This window comes from Caulobacter sp. 10L414 (genome assembly GCF_056395525.1).
In genome coordinates this window covers 17,598-29,621 of sequence record NZ_JBFTJR010000038.1, presented here as the reverse complement: position 1 = coordinate 29,621, position 12,024 = coordinate 17,598, and the positions used below count along the sequence as shown (strand labels likewise).

At 70.0% G+C, this 12,024-nt stretch carries 9 protein-coding genes; 5 read left to right on the top strand and 4 right to left on the bottom strand.

Annotated features, from left to right (window positions below; translation table 11 throughout):
• Positions 1-6 precede the first annotated feature (6 nt).
• Positions 7-1,200 (top strand): CaiB/BaiF CoA transferase family protein, encoded by a 1,194-nt coding sequence (locus AC1DCG_RS15755; RefSeq protein WP_477037140.1) that lies wholly within the window; start codon positions 7-9, stop codon positions 1,198-1,200.
• 181 nt (positions 1,201-1,381) lie between these two features.
• Positions 1,382-2,023 carry an isochorismatase family protein gene (locus AC1DCG_RS15750; protein ID WP_477029768.1) on the top strand — a complete coding sequence of 214 codons (642 nt, stop codon included), beginning with the start codon at positions 1,382-1,384 and terminating at the stop codon, positions 2,021-2,023.
• Here AC1DCG_RS15750 and AC1DCG_RS15745 read toward each other — a convergent pair.
• Together AC1DCG_RS15745 and AC1DCG_RS15740 are read right to left on the bottom strand one after the other, a co-directional pair.
• Positions 2,020-2,511, bottom strand: a complete 492-nt coding sequence (locus tag AC1DCG_RS15745) for a hypothetical protein (protein WP_477029769.1) — start codon at positions 2,509-2,511, stop codon at positions 2,020-2,022. The genes AC1DCG_RS15750 and AC1DCG_RS15745 overlap by 4 nt on opposite strands.
• 63 nt (positions 2,512-2,574) lie before the next feature.
• Positions 2,575-3,189 carry a TetR/AcrR family transcriptional regulator C-terminal domain-containing protein gene (locus AC1DCG_RS15740; protein WP_165260026.1) on the bottom strand — a complete coding sequence of 205 codons (615 nt, stop codon included), beginning with the start codon at positions 3,187-3,189 and terminating at the stop codon, positions 2,575-2,577.
• A gap of 138 nt (positions 3,190-3,327) precedes the next feature.
• Between AC1DCG_RS15740 and AC1DCG_RS15735 the strand changes: the two genes are divergently transcribed.
• The 3 genes from AC1DCG_RS15735 to AC1DCG_RS15725 are packed head-to-tail and all read left to right on the top strand — an operon-like array spanning position 3,328 to position 7,532.
• Positions 3,328-4,767 carry an efflux transporter outer membrane subunit gene (locus AC1DCG_RS15735; RefSeq protein ID WP_477029770.1) on the top strand — a complete coding sequence of 480 codons (1,440 nt, stop codon included), beginning with the start codon at positions 3,328-3,330 and terminating at the stop codon, positions 4,765-4,767.
• Between the two features lie 23 nt (positions 4,768-4,790).
• The gene (locus AC1DCG_RS15730) at positions 4,791-5,954 is read left to right on the top strand and encodes an EmrA/EmrK family multidrug efflux transporter periplasmic adaptor subunit (protein ID WP_477029771.1); all 1,164 of its coding nucleotides are present in this window, start codon (positions 4,791-4,793) and stop codon (positions 5,952-5,954) included.
• A 24-nt stretch (positions 5,955-5,978) separates the two neighbouring features.
• Complete coding sequence (locus tag AC1DCG_RS15725) at positions 5,979-7,532, top strand: DHA2 family efflux MFS transporter permease subunit (protein WP_477041545.1); 1,554 nt, start codon at positions 5,979-5,981, stop codon at positions 7,530-7,532.
• Between the two features lie 188 nt (positions 7,533-7,720).
• On the opposite strand, the gene AC1DCG_RS15720 is transcribed toward AC1DCG_RS15725, so the two are convergent.
• Positions 7,721-8,980 (bottom strand): histidine-type phosphatase, encoded by a 1,260-nt coding sequence (locus AC1DCG_RS15720; RefSeq protein WP_477041544.1) that lies wholly within the window; start codon positions 8,978-8,980, stop codon positions 7,721-7,723.
• Between the two features lie 96 nt (positions 8,981-9,076).
• Entirely contained in the window at positions 9,077-11,977 is a 2,901-nt protein-coding gene (locus tag AC1DCG_RS15715; RefSeq protein WP_477037068.1) for a TonB-dependent receptor, read from the bottom strand.
• Positions 11,978-12,024: the final 47 nt, after the last annotated feature.

The window sequence follows — 12,024 nt, the reverse complement described above, 5'->3', positions numbered from 1 at the left end:
CGCGTCATGACGGTTGAAAACACGGGTCCGCTGAAGGGCCTGCGCGTCGTGGAGATGGGCCAGCTGATCGCTGGTCCGTTCTGCGGCCAGCTGCTGGGTGACATGGGCGCGGACGTGATCAAGATCGAGCCGCCCGGCAAGGGCGACCCGATGCGCGACTGGGGCCGCGGCGACTATCCGCTGTGGTGGGAGGTCGTGGCCCGCAACAAGCGCACGGTCTCGGCCAATCTGCGCGTGCCCGAGGGCCAGGCGCTGGCCCGCAAGCTGATCGCCACCGCCGATATTCTCATCGAGAACTTCCGACCGGGTACGCTGGAGGGCTGGGGCCTGTCGCCCGAAGTCCTGCACGCCGAGAACCCGGGCCTGATCATCGTGCGGGTGTCGGGCTACGGCCAAACCGGTCCCTATGCCGACCGGGCCGGCTTTGGCGGCATCGGCGAGGCCATGGGCGGCTGGCGCCACATCGTCGGCGATCCCGATCGCGCGCCCTCGCGCATGGGCATCTCGATCGGCGACGCCCTGGCGGCCACCTACGGGTGCCTGGGCGCCCTGGCGGCCCTGCGCCACCGCGACGCCACCGGCCAGGGCCAGGTGGTCGACAGCTCGCTCTACGAGGCGGTGCTGCAGGTCATGGAAAGCCTGGTCCCCGACTACAAGGTCATGGGCTACATCCGCGAGCGCTCGGGCTCCGTGCTGCCCGGCATCGCGCCGTCGAACGTCTATCACTGCAAGGACGGCGACTATCTGATCGCCGCCAACCAGGAYACGGTGTTCGGCCGCCTGTGCAAGGCCATGGGCCAGCCCGAGCTCGCCCAGCACCCGGACTACGTCAACCACGTCAACCGCGGCCGCAACATGAAGGCGCTGGACGCCCTCATCGAGGCATGGACCAAGTCTCTGACCGTCGACGAGGTCGAGGCCAAGATGATCGAGGCCGGCGTGCCGGCGGGGAAGATCTATCGCGCGCCCGAGATGCTGGCCGACCCGCACTTCGCGGCCCGGGAGTCGATCGTCACGCTCGACCACCCACGCTGGGGCGAACTGCCGATGCAGAACGTCATGCCCAAGCTGTCGAAGACCCCCGGCGTCGTCCGCGCCATCGCCTCCCAGGCGGTGGGCCAGGACAACGGCGCGGTCTGGGGCGAGCTCGGGGTGAGCGAAAGCGAACTGAAGGCGTTCGCCGAGCAAGGGGTGGTCTAGGGGCGCGCCCCTTCCCCCTCGATTGTCATCCCGGCCGAAGGCGCACAGCGCCGTAGAGCCGGGATCTCCCACGTCGGCAGCTCCGGCAACCGTGGGAGATCCCGGCGCTTCGCTACGCTACGGCCGGGATGACACGATCTGTTGGATTTGATGTCCTCCGGCGAGGACAGCGGAGTTTGAAATGGCCGAAGACCTGAACGAAGACTACCACAAGGCCGGCTTCGGCGGCCGCCTGGCCTTCGGCAAGAGCCCCGCCCTGCTGATCATCGACGTGGTCGACGCCTATCTGCTGCCGGACTCGCCGCTCTATGCCGGCGTGGAAGACGCCCTGGCCAGCAACGCCCGCCTGCTGCAGGCCGCGCGCAAGGCCGGCATTCCGGTGATCCTGACCAACGTCGTCTACCAGGCCGGCGTCGGCGGCCGCGACGGCGGGGTGTTCTATCGCAAGGTGCCGGCCCTGAAGGCCTTCCAGGAAGGCTCGCCGCTGGGCGCGTTCCCCAAGGAAATCACCCCGATCGAGGGCGAAATCGTGCTGTCCAAGCAGTACGCCTCGGCCTTCTTCGGCACGCCCTTGGCCTCGACCCTGCGGGCCATGGGCGTCGACACCGTGATCATGGGCGGCTTTTCCACGTCGGGCTGCGTGCGAGCCAGCGCGCTGGACGCCCTGCAGCACGGCTTCATCCCGTTCGTGGTGCGCGAAGCCTCCGGCGATCGCGACGCGCGGGTGCAGGAAGCCAACCTCTTCGACCTGCAGGCCAAGTACGCCGAGGTGGTCTCGGAAGACGAGGCGCTGACGCTGATCGCCGGCGCGGCGAGCGCCTAGCGCCGCAAGGCGGCCGCCAGTTCGGCGTAGCCCGCCTCGCCGCCGCAGGTCCGCACCGCCTTGGGCGACTGATCGCCCTCGGCGAGGGCCTGCGCGCACGCGAGGTTGAAAGCCGCCTGCCCCGGCGAGACGTCGTAGCGCGGCACGAAGATCATCGAGACCCGGCCAGGCTTGCCGTTGATGCCGGGAATGTAGGTGGTGATGGGCGTCGATCCGCGCGAGGCCGTCGCCCGCCGACGCAGGAAAGCCGCCTGGACCGGATCCTTTTCGACGCCGCCCTGGCCGTACTCGTAGAGCAAGGACAGCGCCATCTGGGCGTGGCCGTCGTTGCGTTCGGCCCGCTGGCGCAGCGCCTCGGGCGGGGCAGCCAGCGCTGCGCGCAGGGGTCCAAGGCTTGCGAAGCGAGCCTCAGGCGTCGTGGCGCAGCCGGCCAGCAGCGCCGTCGCGACCACGCAGGCCATTCCCGCGATAAGCTTGCCGTTCGACATCAGCGCCCCATCAACCGATGAGGGAGAGACTACGCGCGATCGCCTATCGCGCAACGCCCGCGATCAGGCCGCGGCCGGTTCGGGTCCGTAGGCGCGCATGAAGATGTCGACGGCCTCGTCGACCACCTCGTCGATCACCTCCGGCGGCAGGCTGGTCAGCACGCCTTCCAGCAGGCGCATGAACGGCCCGGCCTCGCACAGGGCCTGGAAATGCATCGACGCCCGCCAGGGGTCGGCGCGACGCATCTTCCCCTCGGCGATGAACTGCTCGAGCTTGGCGACCATCCGGGTCCAGCTGCGCTTGGGGCCGTTCTCGTAGAAGAGCTGTCCAAGGTTCGAGCGGAAGCCCTCGGCGATGATCATCCGCCGGAAGGCCAGCACCTCGTCGCTCGAAACGAACGACAGGAAGGCCCGGCCGAACCGGCTGAGCGCCGTGCGCAGGTCGTCCTCGGCCTCGAAGGTGGTGAAGAGCGGATCCATGATCTTCGCGCCCTTCTCCAGCATGGTGGCGACGAAGAGATCGTCCTTGGAGGCGAAGTAGCTGTAGAGCGTCTGCTTGGACCCGCCGGCGCGCGCCGACACCTCGGCCATGCTCGCCCCCAGGAACCCGCGCTCCAGGAACACGGCCTTGGCCGCTTCCATAATGCATTTGCGCTTTTCCTCGGTCTTGACGCGCACGCGCCCTCCTCCCGTCTCCGATCGGCCAGTTAACCAGACCCAGGCGTTTTCTGGACCAGACCGTACACTTTTCACTTGACGCCGTCACGTCAAGTTATATTTGGACCGTCCTGTACGGTTTGATATCGAGCAAATCCGATGGCAAACGCCCTCCCCCGGACTTCCCCCCTTAAGCTGGCCCTCGCGGGCCTTCTGGCGACAACGGCCCTGGCGGGCTGCGCCGCCGTGCCCAAGCTGCCGCCGGCCCAGGCGATCAAGGCGCCCGACGCCTACGCCTCGCAACAGAGCCTGGCCGCGCCCGCCGCCGACTGGCCGGCCGACCGCTGGTGGACCGCCTATGGCGACACCCAGCTCGACGCCCTGGTCGACGAGGCCCTGGCCGGCTCGCCCGACCTGGCCGCCGCCGAGGCGCGCGTGCGCAAGGCCGAAGCGCTGGCGGGCCAGGCCCGCTCGGCGACGCTGCCCAGCCTCAGCGCCGGCGCGACCTACGCCTCGGTCAAGCAGAGCTACAACAACGGCATCCCGGCCGCCTTCGTGCCCAAGGGCTACAACGACACCGGCCGCGCCACGCTCGACTTCTCGTGGGAGCTCGACTTCTTCGGCAAGAACCGCGCGGCCCTGGCCGCCGCGACCTCGCAAGCCGAAGCCTCCAAGGCCGACGCCGCCGAGGCGCGCCTCGTCCTGTCGACCAGCGTCGCGGCCGCCTATGCCGATCTGGCCCAGCTGTTCGCCGATCGCGACGCGGCCGCCGACGCGGTCAAGACCCGCGAGCAGACGGCCCAGCTGACCGCCGACCGCGCCGCCAACGGCCTGGAGAACCGCGGCTCGGCCGAGCAGTCGAAGGCTGGCCTGGCCTCGGCCCGCGCCCAGTTGGCCGCCGCCGACGAGGCCGTCGGCCTGACCCGCAACCGCATCGCCGCCCTCCTGGGCGCCGGTCCCGACCGGGGTCTCGCGATCCAGCGCCCAAAGGTCGGAATGCTGAAGGCCTTCGGCCTGCCGGCCAACCTGTCGGCCGACCTGATCGGCCGCCGTCCCGACGTGGTCGCCGCCCGCCTGCGCGCCGAGGCCGCGGCTCAGTCGATCAAAGAGGCCAAGGCCGAGTTCTATCCCAACGTCGACCTGTCGGCCTATTTCGGCCAGCAATCGTTGGGCCTGGACCTCCTGACCAAGGGCGGGTCGCGCATCGGCTCGATCGGCCCGGCCGTGCGCCTGCCGATCTTCCAGGGCGGCGCGCTGCGCGCCAACTATCGCGGCGCGGCGGCCGACTACGACGCCGCCGTGGCCAGCTACAACGGCACCCTCTCCCAGGCCCTGAAGGACGTCGCCGACGCCGCCGTCAGCGCCCGCGCCCTCGACGCCCGCCTGGACGAGACCCGCAAGGCCGTCGCCGCCTCGTCGGCCGCCCACGACATCGCCCTGCAGCGCTATCGCGGGGGTCTGGCCACCTACCTGGAAGTCCTCTCCGCCGAGGACGCCCTGATCGCCAACCAGCGGACGCTCGCCGACCTCGAGACCCGCGCCTTCACCCTCGACGTGGCGCTCGTGCGCGCCCTCGGCGGCGGCTACCGCGCCGCCTGACCCGTTTCCCGGAGCCCTCCCCCATGTACGATTCCGAAGCCTCCGCCGACGCCTCTTCCGCCCAGGACGCCAAGAAGGCGGCCGCCGCCAAGGCGGCCGCCGGCGCCAAGCGCAAGAAGCTGTTCCTCGGCCTCGCCGCCGTCGTCCTGATCGCCGGCGCCGGCTATGGCGCCTACTACGCCCTCGTCGGCTCGCACCACGTCGAGACCGACAACGCCTATGTCGGCGCCGACGTCGCCCAGGTGACGCCGCTGGTCGGCGGCCCGGTGCGCAGCGTCGCGGTGCACGACACCCAGGTGGTCAAGGCCGGCGACGTGCTGGTCGTGCTCGACGACAGCGACGCCCGCATCGCGCTCGCCTCGGCTCAAGCCGACCTGGCGCGCGCCGAACGCCGGGTGCGCGGCTATCTCGCCACCGACCAGAGCCTGTCGGCCCAGATCGCCGCCCGCGACGCCGACCAGGCCCGCGCCGCCGCCAGCCTGACCTCGGCCCAGGCCGATCTCGAGCGCGCCCGCATCGACCTGGATCGCCGCAAGGCCCTGGCCGCCACCGGCGCCGTCTCGGGCGACGAACTGACCCGCGCCCAGAACGCGTTCGCCAACGCCCAGGCGGCCTTCGCCTCGGCCAAGGCCTCTCAAGCCCAAGCGCAGGCCAACCGCGCCGCCGCGGCCGGCTCGCTGGCCGCCAACGCCGTGCTGACCGACGGGACCACCGTCGACACCAACCCCGAAGTCGCCGCCGCCCGCGCCAAGTTCGAACAGGCGCAGCTGGACCTGTCGCGCACCGTCATCCGCGCGCCGATCGACGGCGTCGTGGCCAAGCGCGCCGTCCAGGTCGGCCAGCGGGTCGCCGCCGGCACGCCGGTGATGCAGGTGGTTCCGATCGCCGCGGCCTATGTCGACGCCAACTTCAAGGAAGGCCAGCTGCGCAAGGTCAAGATCGGCCAGCCGGTCGAGCTGACCGCCGACCTCTACGGCAATTCGGTCACCTACCACGGCAAGGTCGCCGGCCTGTCTGGCGGCACCGGCGCGGCCTTCGCGCTGATCCCGGCCCAGAACGCCACCGGCAACTGGATCAAGGTGGTGCAGCGCCTGCCCGTGCGCGTGGCCATCGACCCGGCCGACCTCAAGGCCCACCCGCTGCGCGTGGGCCTCTCGATGAAGGCCACGATCGACACCCGCGACTAAACCCGAGCAGCAAGGACCGCCGTCATGGCCAGCGCTCAAGCCGCCCCCGCAAGGGCGGCGTCCGAACCCGCGCCGCTCAGCGGGCCGGCGATGATCTTCGCCGGCCTGATCCTGGCCGCCGCCAACTTCCTGGTGGTGCTCGACACCACCATCGCCAACGTCTCGGTGTCCAACATCGCCGGGGCCCTGGGCGTCTCGCCCAGCCAGGGCACCTGGGTGATCACCTCCTACGCCGTGGCCGAGGCCGTGGTCGTGCCGCTGACCGGCTGGCTGTCGGCCCGCTTCGGCGCGGTCAGGGTGTTCGTCTTCGGCATGATCGGGTTCGGGATCTTCTCGTTCCTGTGCGGCCTGGCCCCGTCGCTGGGTTTCCTGGTGCTGTTCCGCATCCTGCAGGGCGCCTGCGGCGGCCCGTTGATGCCGCTGTCGCAGACCCTCCTGCTACGCGTCTTCCCCAAGGAGAAGGCCGCGGCCGCCACGGGCTTGTGGGCCATGACCACCCTGATCGCCCCGATCCTCGGGCCGATCCTGGGGGGCGCGCTGTGCGACAGCGTCGGCTGGGCCTTCATCTTCTGGATCAACGTGCCGATCGCCATCGCCTGCGCCTGGTTCGCCTGGAACCTGCTGAAGGGCCACGAGACGCCCCTGGCCAGGGCGAAGGTCGACCTGGTGGGCCTGGGCCTGCTGATCGTCTGGGTCGGCGCGCTGCAGATCATGCTGGACCTGGGCAAGGAACACGACTGGTTCGCCTCGCCGATGATCATCGGCCTGGCCATCGTCGCGGCCGTGGGCTTTGCGGCCTTCCTGATCTGGGAGCTGACCGAGGAGAACCCGATCGTCGACCTGCGGGTCTTCCGCCACCGGGGCTACACCGCGGCGGTGATAACCCTGAGCGTGGCCTTCGGGGCGTTCTTCGGGATCAATGTGCTCAACCCGCTCTGGCTGCAGCAGAACATGGGCTACACGGCCACCTGGGCGGGCTACGTCTCGGCCCTGCTGGGCGTCACGGCCGTCATGGTCGCGCCGCTGGCGGCCGGCATGTCGGCCAAGTTCGACGCCCGCCGGCTGGTGTTCCTGGGCCTGATCTGGATGGCGGTGATGACCTTCTTCCGGGCGCAGGCCAACCAGCAGATGGGCTATTTCRACATCGCCCACTGGCTGCTGTTCCAGGGCTTCGGCATGCCGTTCTTCTTCGTCCCGGTGACCGCCCTGGCCTTGGCCAGCGTCAAGGTCGAGGAAACCGCCAGCGCGGCGGGCCTGATGAACTTCTGCCGCACGCTGTCGGGGGCGTTTGCGACCTCGGTGGTGACCACGGTGTGGGCCGACGGCGCCAGCCGCAACCACAACGAACTGTCGGGCGTGCTGAACGGCGCGCAGGGTACGATGGACCAGTTGAAGGGCTTAGGGATGAGCGCCGACCAGGCGCGCGGCACGCTGGACAACATGGTCCAGAGCCAGGGCGTGATGCTGGCCACCAACCAGGTGTTCATGGCCATGGCCGTGCTCTTCGTGGTGGCCGCCCTCGTGGTCTGGCTCGCCCCCAAGCCGACGCGGGTCGCCGACACGTCGGCGGTGCACTGAGGCAAACTGGGGAGCGGCTCTGGTCGCTCCCCTTTCCCATACTCCCGTCATTCCCGCCCTTGTGGCGGGAAACCCTCTATCAGCCGCAGGTGCAGATGGGGCGGCGCGCCAAGCGCGCCGCTTGCCTCTCACTCGGAAGCGGAACCAGGGGGTCCCGCCACAAGGGCGGGAATGACGGGGAGATAGGGTTAGCGGGCCACAGCCCCCTTCACCACCTTCGCGAAGCCATCCACCGGGCAGTCGTAACCGGCGCCCGCCTGGCTGCAGCCCGGCACGAAGATCGGCGAGGCCGACGGTGGGGCCGCCGGCGTCAGGGGCCTTTTCTCGCGCAGTTGCGACAGGCTTTGCACCGCGTAGCGCACGCGGATGACGCGGACGCCGTCGGTGCGCTTCCAGCGTTCGAAGACGATATTGCCGCCCGGCGCGATCTGGCCTGGCTGATAGCCCGGCGCGGTCCATTCCAGGCCGAGCAGCCCGCCCAGCATGGCCAGCGTGCCGTCATGACCGATGATCACCACCATCTTCGCGTCCGGACCGCCGATGGCGTCCTTGCCGGGCTTGGCCTCCAGCGTGGCCAGGATCTTCGAGGCCAGATGCCCGGCGCCCGTGCGCGCGACTTCATGCGAGCGAAGCCGCAGATCGAACTCGGCCTGATGCAGCGGGAAGACGCGCAGCAGGGCCGCCTCGTCCAGGCCCTTCCAGCCCAGGCTCGCGAAGTCCTGCCCGTCGGCCCAGGCCATCAGCATGCTTTCGGTGACGCCGGACGCGAAGGCCTCGGGGCCCGAAATGCCGACGGTCTCGTCGGCGTCGTCGAGGAAGGCGGCCGGCTCGTCGTAGACGCGGCGCTTGCCCTCCGCCTTCGGGCACGGCGCGGCGTCGCACTGCATCAAAAGCTCGTCGAGGCTGGCGATGGCGTCGGCATGACCGGCGCTCCAGGCGGCCAGGTTCCCGCCCACGCGGCCGGCGACCGAGGCGCGCGCCAGGGCCAGGTCAGGCTTGGCGACGCCCGCCTTCACCGGCTCGAACAACGGATCGGCCTTGCCCTCGCCCACCGTGTGGACGTCGACGGCGCAGCCCGGCTGCAGGCCCTCGCCCAGCGCCTTGGCTGTGGCGATCGTGCGCTGGGTGACGTTGGCCCAGTAGTAGACCGCGCCGCAGTCGGCGTCGGCCAGCAGCCCCTGCCTGGCGTAGAGTTCGCGGTAATAGGCGCCGAACAGGGTCGAGAGCGCCGCGCCGTTAGCGGTCAGGTGGCCCGGCGGGACCGAGAAGCGCGGCCACGGACGCGCGGTGGCCGTCTCCAACCGCTCGGGGCTCGACATCGCCGCGCGCACGCCGTGACGGCTGAGGACCACCACCTTTTCCAGGGTCTCGCCCGATGACTGGGCGGCTGCGGGCGCCGCGACGAGCGCGGCCAGGGCGAAGGCGGAAAAGCGGGCAAGCAGACGCATCGAAACTCCCGAGAACGAAAAAGCGGCCCGCGCGGCGGAATCGTCCAGCTGTGCAGACGGCCGCGACGATGCTCCGCAAACGGAGCGAACCGGGCCTTAGAACTTGGCCCGCAGGCCGAAGCTCACCGTGCGGCCGTAGTGGGTGTAGCCGCCGAACCAGCCGCCCTTCACGAACTGCCACTGGGCCGCGTCGGTCAGGTTCTGGCCTTCCAGGGCCGCGGTGATGTTGTCGGTGATCTTGTAGCTGACGCTGGCGTCCAGCGAGCCGAAGGCCGCGTCGTTCAGCGCCGACAGACCCGCGCCGCCGACGTCCTGCAGCACGTCGTCCACCCAGCTGTAGCTGGCGCGGGCGGCGATGCGGTCCTTCTCGTAGAAGCCGGTGATGTTGAAGCTGTTCTTGGCCACGTTGACCATCTCGTCAGTCAGGGTCGGCGAGTAGGTCGCTTCGGTGTCGGTGTAGGTGTAGTTGGCCAGGAAGCCGAGGCCGTCGAACGGCGCGGGCAGGTTCTTGAACAGGTGCTGGTAGGCCAGCTCCACGCCCTTGATGCTGGCCTGCCCGCCATTGGTCGGCGAGGTCAGCTGGTAGGTCTGGCCGTCGACCACGATGTTGGTCTTCTGGCTGTAAACGAAGGTGGTGATGTCCTTGTAGAAGGCGCCGGCCACGATCGCGCTGCCCGGGGCGAAGTACCATTCCAGCGTGGCGTCGTACTGCCAGGCCTCGAACGGCTGCAGCTGCGGATTGCCGCCCACCGCCGTCAGCACCGTGCCCGACGAGTTCAGCGTCAGGCGCGGGGCCAGGTCGGCCAGCGACGGACGGGTGATCACCTTGGCCGCGGCGAAGCGGGCCTGCAGGGTGTCGGTGATGTCCATGGCGAAGTTCAGCGTCGGCAAGACGTCGGTGTAGGTCTTTTCGTAGCGGACCGGGATGGCGGCGCTGCCGGTGTCGGCGTGGCCGGCCGAGACCTGCTTGGTCTGGGCGACGCGAACGCCCAGCTGGCCGCGCAGCGGACGACCGAACAGCTCTGTGTCCATGTCGGTCAGGCCGTAGCCCGCCAGGATCTCTTCCGACACGAAGTAGGAGTTGCGCTGGTCGGCGCGAGCGGTGCCCTTCTGGGTCTTGTCGGCCAGGGCCCAGAACTTTTCCGGGTCGGGCATGACCCAGGTGCGCGGCAGGCTGCCGCCCACCTGGCCCAGGAAGTCGCCGGCCGGGAAGGCCTCGAAGTAGCTGGCGTCGAAGTACTTGCCGGCCAGGTTGGTGGTGAAGTTGATGTCGGCGCGATTGTAGCTGCGCTCACGCTCGCGGAACTTCACGCCGAAGGCCACGCGGCTGAACGGCCCCCACTGCAGCGGACGCTCGGCGTCGGCCTGGATGGCCTTTTCCAGGTCCAGCGAGTCGTTGGTGCGCCATTCGATGCGACGGAACGGCAGCAGCGAGGGGTTCGACAGGTTCGCCGTGGCCAGGGTGACGCTGGGCAGCACGTCGTCGTCGACCTTGGTCATGTTGAAGGTCGTCTGGCCGATGGCGCCCAGCAGGCGGGTGCGGGTGATCGGCTTGGAGGTTTCCGAATAGGCGCGCGCGTAGGCCGCATCGCCCGAGAAGGTCCATTCGCCGATCCGCTGCTTGCCGTTGATGGCCAGCATCAGGTTGTCGTGGGCGAGATCGCTGACCTCGCGGCCGATCTGGCTGGTCGAGGTGACCGTGCCGCCGACCAACGTGCCGTCGCGCACCACCGCCGAGCCCGGAACCAAGGTCGAGACCGTCTGATCGACCGAGTAGGTCAGTTCGTCATAGTGGTCGTCGAGGTGGGTGTAGCTGGCGTCGAAGGTGATCTCGGTGGCGTCGGTCGGGCGGTACTGGGCCGAGAACACCAGGCCCTTGCGCTCGCGGTCCTCGCGTTCGAGGGTCGGACGGATGGCGGTCGGATAGAGGTTGATCCCCTGCGCCGCCAGGCTCTTGCCCAGGGTGGTCGAGGTGTCGGCATAGCTCCAGCTGACGCCGGTGACGCGGTCCTGGCGCAGGGTGCGCTGGTCGTAGACCAGGGCCAGCAGGGCGCCGAAGCTCTTGTCGTGGTTCACCCAGCTCAGCAGGCCCGAAACGCGCGGGTCGGTGGCGCCGGCCAGCTCCGGATGGCTGGCGGTGGCCGAGGCGGCGATGGTGTTCTTGCCCAGGGTCAGGGGGCGAAAGGTCTTGATGTCGACCACGCCGCCGATCGCGCCTTCGTCCAGCGAGGCCAGCGGGGTCTTGCCGACCTCGACGCCGGCCACCAGCTCGGACGGCAGGGTGTCGAAGCGGAACTGGCGGCCGCTCTGGCCGCTGTCGCGCATGTTCTCGTTCACCGCGGCGCTGCGGCCGTTCAGGGTGACGATCTGGAAGTTGGGGCCCAGGCCCCGGACGCGGACGAACAGGCCCTCTCCGCGATCGCGGGTGATGGCCACGCCCGGCACGCGCTGCAGCGCCTCGGCGATGTTGTTGGACGGGAACTTGCCGATGTCCTCGGCCGAGATGGCGTCGACGACGTTGGCGGCCTTGCGCTTGTCGGCCAGCGCGCGCGCCAGCGAGTTGGCGAAGCCGCCGGTGACGACGATCTCCTCGACCGTGGCGGACTCGTCCGCAGCCGGCTCGGCGACGACGGGCGCGGCGGCTTCGGCGCGGCGGACGGGGGCCGGGGCGGTCGAGATCTTCTGGGCGACGGGGCGCAGGACGGCCGCGCCGCCGTTGCGGACATAGGTCAGGCCGGTGCCGCGCAGCAGCTGGTTCAGGCCCGTCTCGGCGTCGAGCTCGCCGCGCACGCCGGCGGTGCGCTTGCCCGCCAGCAGGGCCGGATCGGCCAGCACCTGCAGACCGGTGGCGCGCGAGAAGGCCGGCAGCGCGCTGGCCAGGTCGCCGGCCGGAATGGCCAGGGCTGGCTTGGGCGCCGGAGCAGCCATCGCCGTCGTCGCCGACATCAGGACGGCGGCCGAGGCCGTGCTCCACAAGGTCCAGGTCTTGAAGGTCATCGTCTTATCCCCGAATGCGCGGCGTCAGGCCGGCTTCGGCGGGGAAG

Coding starts and splice junctions, on each gene's coding strand:
- AC1DCG_RS15750 (WP_477029768.1), top strand. CDS start 1,382: ATGGCCGAAGACCTGAACGAAGACTACCACAAGGCCGGCTTCGGCGGC.
- AC1DCG_RS15745 (WP_477029769.1), bottom strand. CDS start 2,511: ATGTCGAACGGCAAGCTTATCGCGGGAATGGCCTGCGTGGTCGCGACG.
- AC1DCG_RS15735 (WP_477029770.1), top strand. CDS start 3,328: ATGGCAAACGCCCTCCCCCGGACTTCCCCCCTTAAGCTGGCCCTCGCG.
- AC1DCG_RS15730 (WP_477029771.1), top strand. CDS start 4,791: ATGTACGATTCCGAAGCCTCCGCCGACGCCTCTTCCGCCCAGGACGCC.
- AC1DCG_RS15720 (WP_477041544.1), bottom strand. CDS start 8,980: ATGCGTCTGCTTGCCCGCTTTTCCGCCTTCGCCCTGGCCGCGCTCGTC.
- AC1DCG_RS15715 (WP_477037068.1), bottom strand. CDS start 11,977: ATGACCTTCAAGACCTGGACCTTGTGGAGCACGGCCTCGGCCGCCGTC.